18 protein-coding genes are annotated in these 20,132 nt (G+C 71.0%); 7 read left to right on the plus strand and 11 right to left on the minus strand.

Features of this window, described 5'->3' with window-relative positions; translation table 11 throughout:
- Positions 1–63: 63 nt before the first annotated feature.
- A complete protein-coding gene (locus tag ACI2L1_RS19360; protein WP_404740546.1) occupies positions 64–2,355 on the minus strand; it encodes a helix-hairpin-helix domain-containing protein in 2,292 nt (763 codons plus the stop codon).
- Entirely contained in the window at positions 2,352–3,338 is a 987-nt protein-coding gene (locus ACI2L1_RS19365; RefSeq protein WP_404740547.1) for an aldo/keto reductase, read from the minus strand. The genes ACI2L1_RS19360 and ACI2L1_RS19365 overlap by 4 nt, the downstream gene beginning before the upstream one ends.
- 179 nt (positions 3,339–3,517) lie before the next feature.
- On the opposite strand from ACI2L1_RS19365, the gene ACI2L1_RS19370 reads away from it, so the two are divergent.
- Both ACI2L1_RS19370 and ACI2L1_RS19375 read left to right on the plus strand, forming a co-directional pair.
- Positions 3,518–4,573 (plus strand): LLM class F420-dependent oxidoreductase, encoded by a 1,056-nt coding sequence (locus ACI2L1_RS19370; protein ID WP_404740548.1) that lies wholly within the window; start codon positions 3,518–3,520, stop codon positions 4,571–4,573.
- A gap of 226 nt (positions 4,574–4,799) precedes the next feature.
- Positions 4,800–5,588: a ferritin-like domain-containing protein gene (locus ACI2L1_RS19375; protein ID WP_404740549.1), complete on the plus strand. Its 789-nt coding sequence runs from the start codon at positions 4,800–4,802 to the stop codon at positions 5,586–5,588.
- A 49-nt stretch (positions 5,589–5,637) separates the two neighbouring features.
- Here ACI2L1_RS19375 and corA read toward each other — a convergent pair whose 3' ends face one another.
- Positions 5,638–6,633 (minus strand): magnesium/cobalt transporter CorA, encoded by a 996-nt coding sequence (gene corA, locus ACI2L1_RS19380; protein WP_404740550.1) that lies wholly within the window; start codon positions 6,631–6,633, stop codon positions 5,638–5,640.
- 62 nt (positions 6,634–6,695) lie between these two features.
- On the opposite strand from corA, the gene ACI2L1_RS19385 reads away from it, so the two are divergent.
- From ACI2L1_RS19385 to mshC, 4 genes are all read left to right on the plus strand, one after another.
- Positions 6,696–7,382, plus strand: coding sequence for a histidine phosphatase family protein (locus ACI2L1_RS19385; RefSeq protein ID WP_404740551.1), 687 nt, complete (start codon positions 6,696–6,698; stop codon positions 7,380–7,382).
- A 96-nt stretch (positions 7,383–7,478) separates the two neighbouring features.
- Positions 7,479–8,069 carry a DUF3090 domain-containing protein gene (locus tag ACI2L1_RS19390; RefSeq protein WP_404740552.1) on the plus strand — a complete coding sequence of 197 codons (591 nt, stop codon included), beginning with the start codon at positions 7,479–7,481 and terminating at the stop codon, positions 8,067–8,069.
- Positions 8,033–8,845 carry an SCO1664 family protein gene (locus tag ACI2L1_RS19395; RefSeq protein WP_404740553.1) on the plus strand — a complete coding sequence of 271 codons (813 nt, stop codon included), beginning with the start codon at positions 8,033–8,035 and terminating at the stop codon, positions 8,843–8,845. The genes ACI2L1_RS19390 and ACI2L1_RS19395 overlap by 37 nt, the downstream gene beginning before the upstream one ends.
- 101 nt (positions 8,846–8,946) lie before the next feature.
- On the plus strand, positions 8,947–10,176 hold the full coding sequence (mshC, locus tag ACI2L1_RS19400; RefSeq protein ID WP_404740554.1) for a cysteine--1-D-myo-inosityl 2-amino-2-deoxy-alpha-D-glucopyranoside ligase: 1,230 nt from the start codon (positions 8,947–8,949) through the stop codon (positions 10,174–10,176).
- A 75-nt stretch (positions 10,177–10,251) separates the two neighbouring features.
- Here mshC and ACI2L1_RS19405 read toward each other — a convergent pair whose 3' ends face one another.
- The 3 genes from ACI2L1_RS19405 to ACI2L1_RS19415 all read right to left on the minus strand — a co-directional run bounded on the left by ACI2L1_RS19405 (position 10,252) and on the right by ACI2L1_RS19415 (position 13,865).
- Positions 10,252–10,896 carry a hypothetical protein gene (locus tag ACI2L1_RS19405; RefSeq protein ID WP_404740555.1) on the minus strand — a complete coding sequence of 215 codons (645 nt, stop codon included), beginning with the start codon at positions 10,894–10,896 and terminating at the stop codon, positions 10,252–10,254.
- A gap of 48 nt (positions 10,897–10,944) precedes the next feature.
- The gene (locus ACI2L1_RS19410) at positions 10,945–12,657 is read right to left on the minus strand and encodes a S8 family peptidase (RefSeq protein WP_404740556.1); all 1,713 of its coding nucleotides are present in this window, start codon (positions 12,655–12,657) and stop codon (positions 10,945–10,947) included.
- A 224-nt stretch (positions 12,658–12,881) separates the two neighbouring features.
- Complete coding sequence (locus tag ACI2L1_RS19415; RefSeq protein ID WP_404740557.1) at positions 12,882–13,865, minus strand: PAC2 family protein; 984 nt, start codon at positions 13,863–13,865, stop codon at positions 12,882–12,884.
- Positions 13,866–14,189: 324 nt separating this feature from the next.
- Between ACI2L1_RS19415 and ACI2L1_RS19420 the strand changes: the two genes are divergently transcribed.
- A complete protein-coding gene (locus ACI2L1_RS19420; RefSeq protein WP_404740558.1) occupies positions 14,190–14,849 on the plus strand; it encodes a hypothetical protein in 660 nt (219 codons plus the stop codon).
- On the opposite strand, the gene ACI2L1_RS19425 is transcribed toward ACI2L1_RS19420, so the two are convergent.
- The 5 genes from ACI2L1_RS19425 to ACI2L1_RS19445 all read right to left on the minus strand — a co-directional run bounded on the left by ACI2L1_RS19425 (position 14,821) and on the right by ACI2L1_RS19445 (position 20,020).
- Positions 14,821–15,045 (minus strand): hypothetical protein, encoded by a 225-nt coding sequence (locus tag ACI2L1_RS19425; protein ID WP_404740559.1) that lies wholly within the window; start codon positions 15,043–15,045, stop codon positions 14,821–14,823. The genes ACI2L1_RS19420 and ACI2L1_RS19425 overlap by 29 nt on opposite strands.
- Before the next feature lie 27 nt (positions 15,046–15,072).
- Positions 15,073–15,744, minus strand: coding sequence for a FadR/GntR family transcriptional regulator (locus tag ACI2L1_RS19430; protein ID WP_404740560.1), 672 nt, complete (start codon positions 15,742–15,744; stop codon positions 15,073–15,075).
- A 197-nt stretch (positions 15,745–15,941) separates the two neighbouring features.
- Positions 15,942–17,558 carry an FAD-dependent oxidoreductase gene (locus ACI2L1_RS19435; RefSeq protein WP_404740561.1) on the minus strand — a complete coding sequence of 539 codons (1,617 nt, stop codon included), beginning with the start codon at positions 17,556–17,558 and terminating at the stop codon, positions 15,942–15,944.
- A 43-nt stretch (positions 17,559–17,601) separates the two neighbouring features.
- A complete protein-coding gene (gene glpK, locus ACI2L1_RS19440; RefSeq protein ID WP_404740562.1) occupies positions 17,602–19,140 on the minus strand; it encodes a glycerol kinase GlpK in 1,539 nt (512 codons plus the stop codon).
- Positions 19,141–19,219: 79 nt separating this feature from the next.
- On the minus strand, positions 19,220–20,020 hold the full coding sequence (locus ACI2L1_RS19445) for an MIP/aquaporin family protein (RefSeq protein ID WP_404740563.1): 801 nt from the start codon (positions 20,018–20,020) through the stop codon (positions 19,220–19,222).
- Between the last annotated feature and the right edge of the window lie 112 nt (positions 20,021–20,132).

The raw sequence follows: 20,132 nt of genomic DNA on the forward strand, positions 1-20,132 counted from the left end.
TTGTTGCTGGTTGCGCCCCGCGGCGGAGCCGCGTGTCGACACGGCCCCGCGCCCCTGGGTCGGCTAGCTCGTCGTGGGTGTTGCAAGGAGCGTGGGCAAGCGGGTCGTGCGGGGCTTGGGCGGGATTTCGGCCACTGCCCTGGGCAGGGCCTGTTCGGCGCCCTGGACCACGGAGAGGTGGCGGGACGCCCTGCCGAACGCCGTGTAGACCCAGGGGCGGGTCAGTGCCTGGGTGGCGTCGCCCGGGAGCACCGCCACCACCGCGGGCCAGCGGCCGCCCACCGCCTGGTGTGCGGTCAGTGCCCAGCCGTGCCGGACGGACTGCTCCACCCGTTCCTTCGGTACGACGACGGGCTCACCGGCGCAGTTCAGGTGCAGGCCCTCCGCGTCGGCCTTCACCACATGGCCCGGGAGCGTACGGCCCGGTGCGGGGGAGTAGGCGACACGGTCGCCGGGGTCGAATCCGCCGAAGCGGCCGGGGCCGGGGTTGAGGCGCTCTTTCAGGGCCGCGTTGAGCGCGCGGGTGCCGGCGGCGCCGCCATGGCCCGGTGTGATCACCTGGGTCTCCTCGGTGGGGACGCCGATCGCCCGCGGCACCGAGTCCGCGACCAGCTGCACGGTGCGGTGCACGGCCTCGCCCGCGTCCCGCACCGGCACGATCACGATCTCCTTACCGGGGGCCTCGACCTGGTTCAGCTCACCGATGCCGATACCGGAGACCAGCTCGCCCAGCGGCCCGGGATCGGGCCTGCGTGAGGCGACCTGCGGGCAGATCCGCGCGGCGAGCAGATCGGCGAACACCCGCCCGGGCCCGGCCGACCACAACACCGCCGGATCCCCGGCCAGCACCAGCCGCGCCCCGTCCGGCAGCGACTCCACGAGCAGCGCGGCCGTTTCGACGTCCAGCTGCGGCGCGTCGAGCACGACGAGCAGGTCGAGATCGAACGCTCCGTCGGCGTCCCTGCCGGGCCCTTCGGCACCGGAGAGAAGACCGGCGACGGTGGCGACGGGGTGGGTGGATGCGGTGCTGTCGTGCCCCGCGGCCTCGTCGGCACCCGGGGCGCTCTGCTGTCCGGCTTCGAGCAAGGCACCGAAGCGGTCGCGGCCCAGTGGGCTGTGCGTGGCAGCCCACGCCCGCAGCCCCAGGCTCCGCGCGGCCGCCAGCAGCGCCGCCGGTTCCGCCAACGACGCCTCGCCGCCGGTGTGCAGGACCAGGCCGTCGGCGATGACCGCGCGGATCAGCTCGGCGGCCGAGCCCTTGTCCGACGCCGCGGCGCGCTCCCAGTCCTCGGCCGAACCGTCCTCCTTCGGCACGGAGTTGATCAACCGGGCCAGTCCGTCGGCGAGACTCTCCTCCGCGAGGGCGTACCGCTCCAGACCGACCAGGATCCGGACCGGCCGCTCCACCTCTTCCTCGTCGTCCTCCTCGGACGCCGGGGCGGTCGGGTCGAGGGCGTCCTGGAAGACCAGGGCCTCGGCCTCGGCGATCGTGCTCTGTACGGCCGCGTCGGCGTCCGGCACGCCCTGCCGGCCCAGCGCGGTGACCAGGGCCGGCATCTCCAGCGCGGTGTGCCCGGCGACAGCCGCCTGTTCCAGCAGCCAGACGGTGACCGCCCGGCCCCGCCGCTCGTCGTCCGGCGCGCACTCCGCGCCGAGCAGTGCCCGCGCGAACCCATCGGCCTGCTCGGGCCGTACACCGGTGACCCGCAGCAGCTGCCAGGGATCCGCCCGCAGCTCGTCCTCCGCGCCTTCTCCGAGGACCGCGGCGACCTGCGAGGCGAGTGCCTCCGGCGCACCGCCCTCGGCCAGCACACGCCGTACGGCCTCCACGGTCCCGGGAACGGGCCCAGCGAGGGACCCGGCGGCCAGAGAACGGCCCGCCTCGGCCGGCTCCATCCCGGCTCCGGCAACCGCCGACGCCGGCCGAGCCCGCCCCGGCTCCTGCGCGGGCCGACGCGGCGGCTCGGGCTCACTGAACACGGCGGCCACGGGCTTGGCCCCGCTCTCCACGGCCCGTACCGCAGCGAGGAGATCCGCGGCCTTCCCGCTGAGCTTGGCCCCGCTCTCGACGGGCCCCTGCTTCTCGGCCTTCCTCCGCGCGATCCGCTCCCGCTCGACCCGCTGAGCCGCGAGCTCCGCCTCGGCCTCGGACAACTGCGCCTTGGCCGCACCGCCCGCCTCACCGGCGGCGGACTCACCGCCTTCGGCTCCCGCTGCCTCCGTTTCGCCGTCCCCCGCGCTGGTCTCCACGCCGTCGGCCTCCGTGCCCGGCGCTTCCCCCGCGCCCTCCGGCTCCGTCGCGGTGTCCCGCGTGCCCGGGTCGGTCTTCTCCGTGGGCTCCGGCTCCGTGCTCACAGCGTGCTCCAGTCGTGATCGGGATAGCGGTGCACGGGCGCCGACACATCGTCGAGCGCCCGGCAGATCTCGTCAGGAAGACTAAGGGCCTCCACTGACAATGCCGCCGTGAGCTGCTGCGAGTTGCGCGCGCCGACGATCGGCGCGGCCACCCCCGGCCGGTCCCGGACCCATGCGAGGGCCACCTGGAGCGGGGTGACGGCGAGTCCGTCGGCCGCCGTGGTGACCGCGTCCACGATGCGGCTCGCCATGTCGTCGAGGTACGGCGCGACGAAGGGCGCCATGTGCTCCGAGGCACCCCGTGAGTCCGCCGGCGTGGTGTTTCCGCGGTACTTGCCCGTCAGCACCCCGCGCCCCAGCGGCGAGGACGGCAGCAGCCCGATGCCCAGATCGAGCGCGGCCGGCAGCACCTCGCGCTCGATCCCGCGCTGCAGCAGCGAGTACTCCAGCTGCGTGGCGGCCAGCCGGGTCCGCGTCCCGGGCGCCGCCAGCTGCCAGGTGCCCGCCTTGGCGAGCTGCCAGCCGCAGAAGTTGGAGACCCCGGCATAGCGCACGCGGCCGCTGCTGACCGCCAGGTCCAGAGCCTGGAGCGTCTCCTCCAGCGGGGTGCAGGGGTCGTAGACATGGATGTGCCAGACGTCGACGTAGTCCGTGCCGAGCCGGGCCAGCGAGTCGTCCAGTGCGGAGAGCAGATGTCCGCGCGAACCGTCGACCCGGCGGTCCGGGTCGGCCACGCTGCCCGCCTTCGTGGAGATGACCAGGTCCCGGCGCGGGACCAGCCCTTCTATGAGGCGCCCGAGCAGGTACTCGGCCTCTCCGTCGCCGTACACGTCCGCCGTGTCGACGAGTGTCCCGCCCGCTTCCCAGAACGTTTTCAGGAGGTCCGCCGCGTCGTGCTCGTCGGTGTCCCTGCCCCAGGTGAGGGTGCCGAGTCCGATGCGGGACACGCGCAGGCCGGTACGGCCGAGATGCCTCTGCTCCATGAACGCCGAGATTACTGGCCAGAACCTGTCGCGTGGGGGCCTGTGGACAACGGATTCCCACAGGTGCACGGCGAATTGCCGTCCGGTCACCGGCACGGACCGCGACCTGCCCCGCTCCGCCCTGTCACGCTATGGTCTGCCAGCAAAGGGACGTTACTGATCGGTAAGGGGAATCGGCCATGCAGCTCGGGATCAACCTCGGCTACTGGGGCGCCGGAATGGACGCGGACAATCTCGCCGTCGCCCAGGAGGCCGACCGGCTCGGATACGCCGTCTGCTGGGCCGCCGAGGCCTATGGCTCGGACGCGGCCACCGTGCTCACCTGGGTCGCCGCCCAGACCGAGCGCATCGACGTGGGCTCGGCCATCTTCCAGATCCCGGCCCGTCAGCCCGCGATGACCGCGATGACCGCCGCCACCCTCGACTCGCTCTCCGGCGGCCGCTTTCGCCTCGGCATCGGAGTCTCGGGACCGCAGGTCTCCGAGGGCTGGTACGGCGTCAAGTTCGACAAGCCGCTGGCACGCACGCGTGAGTACGTCGAGATCGTGCGCAAGGCCATGTCGCGCGAGCGCCTCACCCATGACGGCGAACACTGGACGCTGCCGCTCCCCGGCGGTCCCGGCAAGGCGATCAAGCTGACCGTGCACCCGGAGCGCGAGCACATCCCGCTGTACATCGCCGCGATCGGCCCGAAGAACCTGGAGCAGACCGGCGAGATCGCCGACGGTGCCCTGCTGATCTTCCCCTCCGCCGAGCACCTGGAGGAGACCGCCATCAAATACCTGCGGGCGGGCCGCGAGAAGGCCGGCAAGACCCTCGACGGTTTCGACATCGCGCCGACCCTCCCGCTCGCTCTCGGCGAGGACAAGGACCTGACCACGCTCGCCGACACCTTCCGCCCCTACACCGCGCTGTACGTGGGCGGCATGGGCAGCCGCAGGCAGAACTTCTACAACCAGCTCGCCCAGCGCATGGGGTTCGAGTCGGCGGCCGCCGAGATCCAGGACAAGTACCTGGCAGGCGACAAGGACGGCGCCGCGGCCGCCATCCCGCACGACCTGATCGACAAGACGACCCTGCTCGGCTCGGTGGACCGCATCGCGGACCGGATGAAGGAGTACGCGGCGGCCGGCGTCACCACCCTGACCCTGGCCCCCGCGGGCTTCACCCTCGACGAGCGCCTCGCCTCGCTCCGCGCCGGCACGGAGGCCCTGGAGCGCGCGGGCCTGGCCTGACAGCCCTCAGGAATTCCCTACGGCCGTGGTGGGGGCTCGGGGGTCTTCCCCGCCACGGCCGTCACATGAATCAACGCGCTCACGCCCGCGCGGTTACGCCCCCGTCGTGACGCGGTGGTCCTCCTTTTGGCGGAGTCGTCCGACACAGCTGTTGCAGCACCCCTCTCGCCGCATTTGACTCGTTCTTTGCGGGTTGCCGCGGAGTCCGGCAGAGAGGTGCCTCACGATGCTTTCGGCCAAGAGCCTGTTCCAGGAGATCCTCGACAACGACGAGTCCTTCCGGCTGTTCTGCTCCATCGCGGCCAGCGGGGAGTCGCAGGGCGGCTGGGAGAACGCGCGCATCGCCGCGCTCGTGCCGCAGAGCGAGCGCGAACTCGCCCCCAAGATCACCCGGCACGGCGCGGACGAGGACAAGCACGGGCGGATCTTCAGCGCACTGCTGAAGAAGCGCCGTCTCGACCCCGTCCCCGTCCCGCCGGAGACGGACTACACGATGCTCCTGGAGAAGCACGGCATCGGTCTCGCCCACGAGAAGCTCAAGAGCGACGAGCCGCTCACCGTGCAGGACATCGTCACCTACCTCGCCCACAGCCGGGTCACCGAACAGCGCGCCTCCGAGCAGATGGAGTTGCTGCGCAAACACTTCTCCGACCACCCCGACCTCGGCCGTGCGGTGAAGATGATCTCGAACGACGAGGACAACCACCTCGCCTACTGCCACGAGGAACTGCTGCGCTTCGCGTACGCAGGACACGGCCGCGCCATCCAGCACACGCTCCGGGAGAGCGCGCTGGCCGAGATCCGCGTCTACCGGGACGTCAGCCTCGCCGTGATGGCCCACATGGGACGCATCCTCGGCTGGTCGCGCGCGAAGTCGGCGGTCCTCGCAGCCGGCATCCACGGCGTCTACGCCTACGAACGCGCCGCGGGCTGGCGCCGCATGGTCTCCCTCAGGATGCCGGAACGCCGCGACGCCCTGAGCGGCCCGGCCACCTCGGCCCCCGAGTTCGCCTGAGGCTCGCCCGAGTTCGTCCGAGGAGCCGCAGCAGCCCGCGAAGGGGCCTCTACAGCCAGCCCCGGCGCTTGAACGTCCGGTGCAGCAGTACCTCCAGGACGCCCATCACCGCGATGGCCGCCGGATACGACCACACCCAGTGCAGCTCGGGCATGTGGTCGAAGTTCATGCCGTAGATCCCCGCGATCATCGTGGGGACCGCGGCCATGGCCGCCCACGCGGAGATCTTCCGCATGTCGTCGTTCTGGCGGACGCTCATCTGCGCGAGATGCGCCGACAGGACGTCCGACACCAGCCGGTCCAGGCCCTCCACCGACTCGTTCACGCGCGCGAGGTGGTCGTTGACGTCACGGAAGAAGGGCCGCGCCCGGTCGTTCACGAACGGCACCGTCCCGCCGTACGCCCCCACACCCGCGAGGCGGGTCAGCGGTACCGCGAGCGGGACGGTGGCCCGGCGGAACTCCAGGATCTGCCGCTTGAAGGTGTAGATCCGGGACGCGGTACCCCGCGAACCGCCGCCGTCCGGCGAGAACACCTCCGCCTCCAGCTCCTCCAGATCGGTCCCCAGCTCCGTCGCCACCTCCAGGTAGTGGTCCACGACGGCGTCGGCGACCACGTACAGCACCGAGGTGGGCCCCTTGCCGAGCAGTTGCGGCTCCTGTTCGAGCCGTTCCCGCACGGCCTTCAGCGGTGAGCCCACGCCATGACGGACCGTCACCACGAAGGCGTCGCCGAGGAAGAGCATGACCTCGCCGGTGGAGACGGCGTCGCTCTCAGGCTCGTACACGACCGGCTTGAGGACGACGAACAGCGAGTCGTCGTACACCTCCAGTTTGGGCCGCTGATGGGCCTTGAGGGCGTCTTCCACCGCCAGCGGATGCAGTCCGAACTCCCGGGTGACCAGGTCGAACTCGTCCTCTGACGGCTCGTGCAGCCCGATCCAGACGAACCCGCCCGCCGCCCGCGCCTCGTCCAGCGCGTCGGACAGGTCCTCGGGTCCTTCGGTCCGGTGTCCCTGCCGGTAGATGGCACAGTCGACGATCACGGAGCGCATTCTCCCGTCGCTCGAAGAACCCTGTATTCCGGCGTACGCCTACCCTGGGCCACATGCCCACGTTGATCCTTGTCAGGCATGGACGATCCACCGCGAACACCGAGGGACTGCTCGCCGGGTGGACGCCCGGGGTCGCCCTGGACGAGCGCGGCGCCGCACAGGCCGCCGCGCTGCCCGGGCGGCTGGCGGGAGTGCCGATCTCCGAGGTCGTCGCCAGCCCGTTGCAGCGCTGTCAGGAAACGATTCAGCCGCTGCTGGACGCCCGGCCGGGTCTCCCGGCGCACAGCGAGGAGCGCATCGGGGAGTGCCACTACGGCGACTGGTCCGGCCGCAAGCTCGCCGAGCTCAAGGACGAGCCGCTCATGGAGGTCGTCCAGGCACATCCGTCGGCGGCCGTGTTCCCCGGCGGTGAGTCCATGCGGGCCATGCAGACGCGCGCGGCGGAGGCCGTACGCGAGTGGAACGCGCGCGTGGAGCGCGATCACGGCACCGACGCCGTCTATCTGATGTGCTCGCACGGCGACATCATCAAGTCGCTCGTGGCGGACGCACTCGGACTTCATCTCGACCTCTTCCAGCGGATCTCCGTTGAACCGTGTTCCATCACCGTCATCCGTTACACACGGCTGAGGCCGTTTCTCGTCCGCCTCGGTGACACCGGTGACTTCGCGTCCCTGGTGCCGCGCGAGGAGGCCGCCGGCGGGGACGCTCCGGTCGGTGGTGGTGCGGGCGCACCGTGATCGTCGCGCGCAGTAGGGTGAAGCGGTTCACACAAGCGCGTTCACGCATGGACGTTCCCGTCGTTCCCGTACTCACGAATCCAATGGAGACAGGACGTGTCCCGTCAGGTGTTCCTCTATGACCCTCCGGACCGTTTCGTGGCCGGCACGGTCGGACTGCCCGGACGCCGTACGTTCTTCCTCCAGGCCACGGCCGGCCCCCGAGTGACCAGCGTGGCCCTGGAGAAGACACAGGTGGCCGCCCTCGCCGAGCGGATGGACGAACTCCTCGACGAGGTCGTGCGCCGCAGTGGTGGCAGTGCGCCCGTCCCGGCCGTGCCGCCCACCGACGTCTCCGACACCGGCCCCCTCGACACCCCCATCGAGGAGGAGTTCCGCGTCGGCACCATGGCCCTCGCCTGGGACGGCGAGGAGCAGCGCATGATCGTCGAGGCGCAGGCCCTCGTGGAGTTGGAGGCCGACTCCGAGGAGGACCTCGCCGAGGCCGAGGAGAGACTCCTTCAGGACGAGGAGAACGGCCCCCCGATGCTGCGGGTCCGGCTCACCGGCGCGCAGGCCCGGGCCTTCGCCAAGCGCGCCCTGGACGTCGTCAACGCCGGGCGGCCGCCGTGCCCGCTGTGCAGCCTCCCGCTCGACCCGGAAGGACACGTATGTCCGCGCCAGAACGGATACCGCCGCGGAGCGTGACCGCCTCAGAGCTGCTCACCCGGGGCGAACTGACGGTACGCGGACAGATCCGGGACGCCTCCAACGCGGTACTGCACTGCTCCGTCGCGTACGAGGGCCAGGAGGTCCTCTGCGTCTACAAGCCGGTCCGCGGCGAGAGACCCCTCTGGGACTTCCCGGACGGCACGCTCGCCCAGCGGGAGGTCGCCGCGTACGAGGTCTCGGAGGCGACCGGCTGGGGGCTCGTGCCGCCCACCGTGCTCCGGGACGGCCCCTACGGCGAGGGCATGTGCCAGCTGTGGATCGACGGCGTAGCGGGCAGCGAGCTGCTCGCCCTGGTCGACGCCGAGGAACCCGAGCCGGGCTGGAAGGCCATCGGCCTCGCCGAGGTCGGGGAAGGCAGGACCGCGCTGCTGGTGCACGCCGACGACGAGCGGCTGCGCAGGCTCGCCGTCCTCGACGCCGTGATCAACAACGCGGACCGCAAGGGCGGCCACCTGCTGCCCGCCGAGGGCGGTCGTCTCTACGGCATCGATCACGGCGTCACCTTCAACGCCGAGAACAAGCTGCGGACCCTGCTGTGGGGCTGGGCGGGGGAGCCCCTGACGGGGGAGGCCATCGACGTTCTGAAAGGCCTCAAGGAGGCCCTGTCGGGAGAACTGGCCGCCCGACTGGCGGCCCTGATCACGCGCGCCGAACTCGACGCCACGCGCGCGCGTGTCGACGAACTGCTCGCCACCGGCAAGCACCCGGAACCGAGCGGCGAGTGGCCGGCCATTCCCTGGCCGCCCGTTTAGCAGCACACTGCGCACAGGGCCGTACCGCGCAAGAAGGCCTTACCGGCCATCCGGCCCGGTGCGGTTCGTATACGGAACATCCGTCCGGTTAGGCTCATGACATGCATGCCTGGCCCGCTTCCGAGGTCCCCGCCCTGCCTGGTCAGGGCCGCGACCTGAGGATCCACGACACCGCGACCGGCGGTCTGGTCTCCCTCGACCCCGGTCCCGTCGCCCGTATCTACGTCTGCGGCATCACGCCGTACGACGCGACCCACATAGGGCACGCGGCGACCTACAACGCGTTCGACCTGGTTCAGCGCGTGTGGCTCGACACCAAGCGCCAGGTTCACTACGTCCAGAACGTCACCGACATCGACGACCCGCTCCTTGAGCGCGCCGAGCGGGACAGCGTCGACTGGACCACCCTCGCCGAGAAGGAGACGGCCCTCTTCCGCGAGGACATGACCGCCCTCCGGATGCTGCCCCCGCAGCACTACATCGGCGCGGTCGAGGCGATACCCGGGATCGTCCCGCTCGTCGAGCGGCTGCGGGACGCCGGTGCCGCGTACGAACTCGAAGGGGACACCTACTTCTCCGTCGAGTCCGACCCCGACTTCGGCAAGGTCTCGAACCTCGACGCGGATGCCATGCGGCTGCTGTCCGCCGAGCGCGGCGGCGACCCGGACCGCCCGGGCAAGAAGAACCCCCTCGACCCGATGCTGTGGATGGCCGCCCGTGAGGGCGAGCCCAGCTGGGACGGGGCCTCGCTCGGCCGGGGACGGCCCGGCTGGCACATCGAGTGCGTCGCGATCGCCCTCGACCACCTCGGCATGACCTTCGACGTCCAGGGCGGCGGCTCCGACCTCGCCTTCCCGCACCACGAGATGGGCGCCTCCCACGCCCAGGTGCTGACCGGTGAGTTCCCCATGGCCAAGGCGTACGTCCACGCCGGCATGGTCGCCCTCGACGGCGAGAAGATGTCCAAGTCCAAGGGCAACCTGGTCTTCGTGTCGCAGCTGCGGCGCGAGGGCGTCGACCCCGCCGCCATCCGGCTGGCGCTGCTCGCCCACCACTACCGGGCCGACTGGGAGTGGACCGACCAGGTTCTCCAGGACGCCGTGGACCGGCTGGGACGGTGGCGTGCCGCCGTGTCACGGCCCGACGGTCCGCCCGCCGAGGCGCTCGTCGAGGAGATCCGCGAGGCCCTCTCGAACGACCTGGACGCCCCGGCCGCGCTGGTCGCCGTGGACCGCTGGGCCGCCGTACAGGAGGAGCAGGGCGGCACCGACACGGGTGCGCCCGGTGTGGTGACACGTGCGGTGGACGCGCTGCTCGGCGTGGCCCTCTAGAAGGCCGTACGGAAGGGGCGCTTCCTCCTCGCGGAGGGAAGCGCCCCCTCGTCTGTCACGCGCCGAGCGCGCCGGTCAGATCCGCTGGATCCGCACGCTGCGCAGGACGTTCGGGGACTGGGTGTCCCAGATGCCGATCACCTGGTGACCGAACGCGAACGCCTCCTGGATCTGCTGGTGGATCTGCGGGGTCGGGTTGTTCAGCACCCGGAACTGGTTGTTGATGCGCAGGAAGACCTGCTGGGGCTGGCCCTGGAGCGGGTGCACGATGTCGATGAAGCCGTTGGCCGCACCGGCGGCGAGCGCCTGCGACTGCACCTGCTGGATCACCTGCTGGACCACGGACTGGGCGAGCTGCTGGAGCTGCTGCTGGTTCTGCTGCTCCATCTGCTGAGCCTGCTGGTCCTGCTGTTGCGACTGGCCGTACGGCTGCTGCTGTTGCTGCTGGCCCAGCTGTTGGCCGAGCTGCTGGAGCAACTGCTGGAAGGGCTGCTGTTGGCCGAGTTGCTGGAGCTGCTCCAGCGAGCCGCTGCCACCCTGCTGCTGGCCGAAGCCCTGCTGGCCGAAGCCCTGTTGCTGTCCGAAGCCCTGTTGTCCGAGGCCTTGCTGGCCGCCCTGCTGCCCGAACGGCTGCTGCTGGTAGGGCGACGTGCTCGGGAACTGCTGTCCCTGCTGTTGACCTTGCTGTCCCTGCTGGCCCATCTGCGGGGTGATGCTCATGCGAATGTCACCTTCCCTTGATGTGAGGGGACGTGCCGTGCCGGACCGTCAGCCGGTGACCACCAGGCCGACGATCTCGTCGTCCGAGAACCACACCCGGACGTCGGGCCGTCCGCCCGCGAAGGCGGAGTGCACCGCCTGCCGGATCTCGGGGGACGGGTGGTTGAGGTTGCGCCAGGCCCCGGCCACGAACAGCCTCAGGCGCGGCGGGAGTTCACGGGGATAGGGCAGGAGCTCGTCCCAGTACCGTTCGGCCTGGCCCGAGCCGACCGCTTCCGGCAGCAGTCGGGTGACCGCCGCCTTGATGTCGGGCCGGTTGCCGATCCGCTGCGAGGCCGGCCGGCCCGGTGCGTCCTGCTGTGGGGAACCGGTGGCCCGCAGCACCGTGCGGGCGCGTTCCGGGGACATCGGCGGCTGGCCGGCCGTCTTGAGCATGCCCTGCAGCGCGGCCAGCGTGCCGACCACCACCGGGGAGGCGGCGGACGTCCCGGAGAACGTGTCCGTGTACCAGGCGATCTCCTCGGGCCCGCCCTGCAGGTCGCCGGGTTTGTCCCAGAAGCCGCCGGTGGTCGTGACCTCACGTCCCCAGCCCTGTGCGTCCACGCGTGCGCCGTAGTTGGAGAACGCGAGCCTGGAGCGGTCCGGGCCGTGGTCGCGGCCGTGCGTGCCGGGCGGCGGGGCGCCCGCGCCGACCAGGACGGCACCGGAGGACTGGTTGGAGGGGTTGAACGGGTTGCGCCACCACTCCGGGAACTCGTCGGGGCGGCGCTCGTAGACGGCGTCGTCGAGGGACTCGCCGCCGTTGCCCGCGGCCGCCACGACCAGCACGCCCCTGGCGGTCGCGTACCGTACCGCCGCGAAGTCGTCCGGCCACCACTCGACGGGGATGTAGCCGCGCTGGTCGTCGCGGATCTCGTGGTCGAACCGCGGTCCGGGGCGGTGCAGTTCGACCAGGACCACGTCACCGGGGCCCAGCCGGTCGGCCGCCGCCTGGATCGCGGCCGCCGTGCCGATGCCCTGGAAGGACGCGGCCGCGGTCACCGCCTCCGGCACGATCCCGGTCACCCCGCGCTCGCCCGGGTCGCCGCCGATCACGCCGATCACGGCGGTGCCGTGGTTGCGCCAGGCCAGGTCGGTCAGCGGGGTGCCGACGACGACACCGGCGAGCTTGGCGGCCAGGTCCTCGTGGCCCAGCTGCCAGGCGCCCTCGACGTCGATCACGGTCACCCCCTGGCCCGTTCCGCCGGGGCGCTGCCAGGCCCAGTGGGCGTCGATCCCCTCGGGCGCGGGGCGCAGATAGCCCTGCCTGCCGGTGAAGTCGGGCGTGACCGGCGCGCCCTCCTTCAGCCGGCGCTCGTCGTCGGCCACCGTCGCGGGCACGGCGGGCGGTTTGACGTACGCCGTGTCGATGCCCGGCAGCGCGGCGATCCTGGCTCGCAGCTCCTCGGCGCGGCTCTCGCCGCCCCGTACCCGGTAGAAGCGCGCGAGGTCGGGCACGTCCTCGCCGGCCGACTGCTGAAGGCGTTCCTCGCTGCCGAACAGCGGTTGCAGGACGAGCTGTTCGTCGCTGAGGAACATGTTGAGGGCCGACACGTCCGCGCCCGCCGCCGAGCGGACCCCGTCGGCCTCGGCACGCAGCTGGGCCTCGGGACGCGCGACGACGATCAACTCCTGCTCGGCTCCCCGATAGGTGAATCCCGCTCCGTCGGGCCCCGGGCCGGAGCCCCCCGGGCCTTGTGCCGGCTGTACCTGGTCGCTCATCGGTACCGCTCCCTTCGGTCCGTGCGGGTACGCCGTCGCTGCACAACCAAGCACTCAGTCGGCGAGGCGTCCAGACCGTCTTCAGCAACTCGGTTTGAAACAAGTTGAATTGGGTACCGTGCACAATCCGGCCGGAAACAGATGTCACGCCACGATCCGGCCGAAGGTTCGCGACACACGAAGGGCGGTGCGCCACGCGCACCGCCCTTCCCGCTCGATCTCGTTCACTCCTCCGAGGAATCGTCCTCCTCGGAGTCCGGCTTCGGTGGCTTGGGCGGCTTCGTACGACCGCCGGGGCTGTCCCGCAGATAGGCCGTGCTGTCAGTGCCGTCCGCCGTCGCGTGTCCGCCCGGCTGACCCGGCTGGCCGCCGTCCCGGCGCCGCAGATACCGCTCGAACTCCCGGGCGATCGCCTCGCCCGAGGCCTCCGGCAGTTCCGCGGTGTCCCGGGCCTCCTCCAGCGTCTGGACGTACTCGGCGACCTCGGTGTCCTCGGCGGCCAGCTGGTCCACGCCCACCTGCCAGGCGCGCGCGTCCTCGGCCAGCTCGCCCAGCGGGATACGGATGTCGATCAGGTCCTCCAGACGGTTCAGGAGGGCCAGCGTCGCCTTCGGGTTCGGCGGCTGCGACACGTAGTGCGGTACGGCCGCCCACAGCGACACCGCGGGCACGCCCGCGTGGGTGCAGGCCTCCTGGAGGATGCCGACGATGCCCGTGGGACCCTCGTACTTGGTCTCCTCCAGGTCCATCCGCTGGGCCAGGTCCGGGTCGGACGTGGTCCCGCTGATCGGGACCGGGCGGGTGTGCGGGGTGTCGCCGAGCAGCGCGCCCAGGATCACCACCAGCTCCACGCCCAGCTCGTGGGCAAACCCCAGCAGCTCGTTGCAGAACGAGCGCCATCGCATCGACGGTTCGATACCTCGGACGAGTACGAGATCGCGCGGCTTGTCACCGCCCACGCGGACCACCGACAACCTTGTCGTCGGCCATGTGATCTTGCGCACCCCGCCGTCCAGCCACACCGTGGGGCGGTTCACCTGGAAGTCGTAGTAGTCCTCGGCGTCGAGCGCCGCGAACACCTCGCCCTTCCACTCCCTGTCCAAATGCGCGACCGCGGTGGAGGCGGCGTCGCCGGCATCGTTCCAGCCCTCGAACGCGGCCACCATGACCGGGTCGATCAGCTCGGGAACCCCCTCGAGCTCGATCACCCAGGCCTCCTTCCGACGTGCCCTCGCTTAACGCACCAACCTTACGGCGTCCGGCGGGGGCTCCCGCAGCCCCCTTGCACGGGGGAGTGAACGATCACTGCCCCGATCGCCACCCCGGAACACCCCGGTCGTCCGAGCTCGCGGACACCGCCCCCGGACCCCTCGTACCGGATGCCCTGCCTCACGGACTCGTGCGGGAGAGCTCCGATGTCCGGCTGACCACGCCGTTTCTCCCGCTCGTGTGGAGCGGTGCGGAACCGGCGCCCGCCGCTCCGGCCGTACTGAACTCTTCGTCGGGTCAGCGAAGTTGTCCCGAGGTCGCGTGTGCGGCGTGCCGGAATCAGCTATCTGCCCCTGCTGGCCGTCGGCGCTGCTGCTCGCCCCGCGCCTCGACGACCCGGCGATGGTGCTCGCCGCACTGCTGCCGACCTGGGCCGGGCTTGTCCGGCGTGGAGCGCCTACCGGGCCGAGCGCACCGAGGCTGCCTCGGCGCAAACTCCCGAGGCCGTCGCCGACCGGCTCGCCGTCGCCGTACGACACGAGTGGGACGGGGATGCGGAAGTACGGCGGCTGGCGGAGCCGTATCCGCTGCCCGTGGGCCGGAGGGACGCCGACCGCGACCTGGCCGAGGCACCCGGGCCCTACTCGTACGGCGGCCGCCGAGGGGAGCTCGCCGCCGTCTTCACCGAGAGGATGCCCACCCGGAGGCTGCTCGTGCTCGGCGACCCGGGCTCGGGCAAGCCCCTGCTCCTCGTCCGGATCCTGCTCCCACTGATCGAGCGGCGGCGGGCGGGCGACCCGGTGCCCGTGCTCTTCCCGCCGGCTTCCCGGGACCCCATCGCGCTGGACCTGCGCGACCGGATGGAGCGCAGGCTCGTGCGGGACCACGGCGCCCAGGGCTGGTGCGCGGAACTGTGGGGGTCGCGCGGGTGTGGGGTGCGCAGGCCACCGGCGGTCATCTGTGGATGTTCGCCGCGGGGCTGATCCCGGCCCTGCTGACCGGACCGGCCGTGGGTATCGGCGGTCGGTCCGGGGCCATTGCACGGTTGCCCGCTGCTACCTCGCCCTGCGGAGGGGGCTCCCGTACGACCTCAGGGGCTTCCTCGCCGATGTCCATGACGGGGGCGTGCTGCGCCGGGTGGGTGCCGTCCACCAGTTCCGGCACGTCGCGTTGCAGCACCCGCTGGCGGAGCCCGCCGCGAGTGACTCACAGCGTGGAACGCAGCCACTGCTCCACGCTGGCGATGTGGACCGTCGCCCACGAGCGGGCCGCTTCGCCGTCCCGGTCGCGCAGGGCCGCCAGGATCGCTCGATGCTCGTGCAGGGTGCGGCGGACCGCGTCCTCCTGGGTCAGACCGCGCCAGATCCTGGCCCGTGTGGTGGGCCCGGACAGGCCGTCAAGGAGGGAGCAGAGCACGGAGTTGCCGGAGCTCTGCACGATGCCGCGGTGGAAGTCCAGGTCACAGGCGACCAGCTCCTCCACCGAAGGGCTGTCGCCGAGCTTGTCCAACTGGGCGGTGAGCGCGTCCAGTTGCTGCTCGCTGATCCGGGTGGCGGCCATCGCGGTGGCGGCCGGCTCCAGGATCCGGCGCACGGCCAGGAACTCCAGGACGGTGTCGTCGCGGTGGAAGTCCACGACGAAGCTCAGCGCCTCCAGCAGGAGCTGCGGGTCCAGGCTGGTCACGTAGGTGCCGTCGCCCTGCCGCACGTCCAGGATGCGGATCAGCGACAGTGCCCGCACGGCCTCGCGCAGCGAGTTGCGGGACAGCCCCAGCTCGGAGGCGAGTTCGCTCTCCTTGGGGAGCCGGTCGCCGGGGCGCAGCGCGCCGGAGACGATCATGCCCTTGATCTTCTCGATCGCCTCGTCGGTGACAGCCAATGTCCGGCCTCCTTCTCGCCCCACTGTGTGCTGAGACGTCGGATGTCTCAGCACATTATGGAGGCTATTCAGGCGAGCTCGGATGGCTCGAACTGTTGTCCCCCACAGGGAGAACCGGCCGATGCGAAGGGGACGGCTCCTTGGCGGGAGCCGTCCCCTTCGCATCGTAGAACTCGCTTCGTGTCCCGCCGGGGGACCTACTTCTTGTCGAGCAGGTCCTGCACCTTCGCCCGGACCTCGTCCGTCGCCAGGCCCCGGATCGTCAGCGTCGTACGGCGGCGCAGTACGTCGTCCTGAGTCTCGGCCCACTCGTTGTCCCGGGCGTAGACGACCTGCGCCCAGATCTCCGGGGCGTCCGGGTGGACGCGCTCGCCCAGTTCCGGGTTGTCGTTCGCCAGTCGGGCGATGTCGAAGGCCAGGGAGCCGTAGTGGGTCGCCAGGTGCTTCGCCGTGTCGGCGGCCATGCGGGGGCCCGGGGCCGGGTTGTCGACCAGCAGGCGGTGCGCGACCGCGCGCGGGTTGGCGACACCGGGCAGCGGGAGCTTCTTCGGAAGGGAGGAGATCGGCTCGAAGGCGTCGCCCAGCGGGGCGCCCGGCAGCCCCTCCAGCTTCTGCATGACCGTACGGCCGATGTGCCGGAAGGTCGTCCACTTGCCGCCCGCGACGGACAGCATGCCGCCACGGCCTTCCGTGACCACGGTCTCGCGCCTGGCCTTCGCCGTGTCACCGGGACCGCCAGGCAGCACCCGCAGACCTGCGAAGGAGTACGTGATCAGGTCACGGGAGAGCTGCTGGTCGCGGATGGAGAACGCGGCCTCGTCGAGTATCTGGGCCGTGTCCTTCTCGGTCACCGCGACGTCCGCCGGGTCGCCCTCGAACTCCTCGTCCGTGGTGCCGAGGAGCAGCATGTCCTCCCAGGGCAGGGCGAAGGTGATCCGGTACTTGTCGATCGGGGTGGCCAGCGCGGCCCTCCAGGGCGCGGTCCGCCTCAGGACCAGGTGCGCGCCCTTGGAGAGGCGGATCGAGGGGGCCGCCTTCGGGTCCTCCAGCCGGCGCAGGTGATCGACCCAGGGACCGGTGGCGTTGAGCACGAGACGGGCGTTCACGCCGAACTCGTCACCGGACTGCCGGTCGCGCAGGTCCGCGCCCGTCACCCGGCCGTTGGTGAACCGCAGCCCGGTCACCTCGGCGTGGTTCAGGACCACTGCGCCCGCCTCGACGGCCGCGCGGACCGTCATCAGCGCCATGCGCGCGTCGTTCATCTGGCCGTCGCCGTACACGGCCACGGCCTTGAGGTTGTCGGTGCGCAGCTCGGGCACGTCCCGTGCCGCCTTGGCCGGGGACAGGAGGTGGCCGACGCCGTCACCGAACGCGGAGAGCGCGGAGTACGCGAAGACGCCCGCCCCGAGCTTCGCGGCGCCGTGCGGCCCGCCCTTGTACACGGGGAGGTAGAACGTCAGCGGGTTCGCCAGGTGGGGGGCCACCTGGCGGGACACCGCGCGGCGCTCGAAGTGGTTCTCCGCCACCAGCTTCACCGCGCCGGTCTGCAGATAGCGCAGACCGCCGTGGAGCAGCTTGGAGGAGGCGGAGGAGGTGGCGCCGGCGAAGTCGCCGGCGTCGACCAGTGCCACCCTGAGGCCGGACTGCGCGGCGTGCCAGGCGGTGGAGATGCCCAGGATGCCGCCGCCGATCACGAGAAGGTCGTACGACGCCTTGGAGAGCTGCTCCCGGGTCTCGGCGCGGCTCGGGATTGTGCCGAAGGCCGGGCGCGTACCGAGGGCAGGCACGGACTGCAGGGTGGACTGACTGGTCATGTGGGGTTCTTACTCCTCATCAGAGCTGTTGAGGGGGTTTCTCTCAGCTCTCGTCCTCGAGCCAGCCCATGGTCCGCTCCACGGCCTTGAGCCAGCTCTTGTACTCACGGTCGCGGGTCTCCGCTTCCATGCGGGGGGTCCACTCGGCGGCCCGCCGCCAGTTGGCGCGCAGGTCGTCGGTGCTGGTCCAGAAGCCGACGGCGAGACCGGCGGCGTAGGCGGCGCCGAGGCAGGTCGTCTCGGCGACCATCGGGCGCACCACGGGGGCGTCCAGGAAGTCCGAGAGGGTCTGCATCAGCAGGTTGTTGGAGGTCATGCCGCCGTCGACCTTGAGGGCCGCGAGCTCGACGCCCGAGTCCTTCGTCATGGCGTCCGTGATCTCACGAGTCTGCCAGGCGGTGGCCTCCAGGACGGCACGCGCGAGGTGCGCCTTGGTGACGTACCGGGTCAGACCGGCGATCACACCGCGGGCGTCGGAGCGCCAGTACGGGGCGAACAGACCGGAGAAGGCCGGCACGAAGTAGGCGCCGCCGTTGTCCTCGACGGAGAGCGCGAGCGTCTCGATCTCGGCGGCGGTGGAGATCAGGCCCATCTGGTCGCGCATCCACTGGACCAGCGACCCGGTGACGGCGATGGAGCCTTCGAGGGCGTAGACCGGCTTGTCGTCGCCGATGCGGTAGCCGACGGTGGTGAGCAGACCGGAGTACGAGTTGATGATCTTCTCACCGGTGTTCATCAGCATGAACGTGCCGGTGCCGTACGTCGACTTGGCCTCGCCCTCGGCGAAACAGGTCTGGCCGAACAGGGCCGCCTGCTGGTCACCGAGCGCCGAGGCGACCGGGATGCCGCCGAGCAGGTCGCCCAGCTTGCCGCCGGTGACCTCGCCGTAGACCTCGGCGGAGGAGCGGATCTCGGGGAGCATCGACAGCGGCACGCCGATGGACTCGGCGATCTTCTCGTCCCACTCCAGGGTGTGCAGGTTCATCAGCATGGTGCGGGAGGCGTTGGTGACGTCGGTGTAGTGCTTGCCGCCGTTGACACCACCGGTCAGGTTCCAGATGACCCAGCTGTCCATGGTGCCGAAGAGGATGTCGCCGCGCTCGGCGCGCTCACGCAGACCCTCGACGTTGTCGAGCAGCCAGCGGGCCTTCGGGCCGGCGAAGTACGAGGCGAGGGGAAGTCCCGTCTCGCGGCGGAAGCGGTCCTGGCCGACGTTGCGGCCGAGCTCCTTGCAGAGGGAGTCGGTGCGGGTGTCCTGCCAGACGATGGCGTTGTGGACGGGCTCACCGGTGTTCTTGTCCCACAGCAGTGTGGTCTCACGCTGGTTGGTGATGCCGATGGCCTTGATGTCGTCACGGGTGATGCCGGCCTTCGAGATGGCCCCGGCGACGACCTCCTCGACGTTGGTCCAGATCTCGGTGGCGTTGTGCTCGACCCAGCCCGGCTTCGGGAAGATCTGCTCGTGCTCCTTCTGGTCGACCGAGACGATACGGCCGTCCTTGTCGAAGACGATGCAGCGGCTGGAGGTGGTGCCCTGGTCGATGGCGGCGATGAAGGGGCCGGCGGTGTGCGCGTCGGTCACTGTGTGCTCCTGGGGTTCCGTGAGTGAGGGAGTGTCTACGACTGCTCTACGACTGCTTTGCTCTGCGGCTTCGGATGTTCTATGCGAAAGCGATGTTGTAGATGCCCGCGGCGATCGCGCCGCCGATCAGTGGACCGACGATCGGGACCCAGGCGTAGCTCCAGTCGGAGCCGCCCTTGTTGGGCAGGGGCAGGAGGGCGTGCACGATACGCGGACCGAGGTCACGGGCCGGGTTGATCGCGTAACCGGTCGGGCCACCGAGTGACAGACCGATGGAGACGACGACCAGCGCGGTGATCAGCGCGCCCAGGGTGCCCAGCCCCTTGCCGTCGCCGTTGAGGCCCTGCGTGAGGACGGCGAGCACCAGCACGATCGTGCCGATGACCTCGGTGGCGACGTTCTGCCAGGCGACGCGGACCTCGGGGCCGGTGGAGAAGATGCCCAGGACCGGGCCCGCGCCCTTCTCCTGCGCCTCCACGGCCTTGGCGGTCGTGGCCTGCGCGCCCGGAGCGCCGACGATCTCCTTGTCGGTGAGGTGCGCGTGGAACTGGCCGTAGTAGGCGACCCAGACCAGAGCCGCGCCGATCATGGCGCCGAGCAGCTGCCCGCCCCAGTAGATCGGGACGTCGCTCCAGGAGATGCCGTCCTTCTTGAGCGCCAGCGCGAGTGTCACGGCCGGGTTGAGGTGGGCACCGGAGAGCGGCGCCGAGGTGTAGACGGCCGTGAGAACGGCGAAACCCCACCCGAAGGTGATGGCGAGCCACCCGGCGTTACGGGCTTTGGAGGCCTTCAGCGTCACGGCGGCGCAGACCCCGCCGCCGAGGAGGATGAGTATGGCGGTACCGATGGTCTCGCCGATGAAGATGTCGGAGCTGGACACTCGCGACTCCTTTGTCGTTCGTCCAGGGACCGAACCCCGGGTCCCTCCGGAGGTTCGCTGCCCTCGGGTGAGAGCGATGCCGGCCCTTGGCGTCGTCACACTCTAGCGCGTA

The sequence above is a fragment of the Streptomyces sp. NPDC019531 genome (assembly GCF_044903305.1).
Classification (GTDB): Bacteria; Actinomycetota; Actinomycetes; order Streptomycetales; family Streptomycetaceae; genus Streptomyces.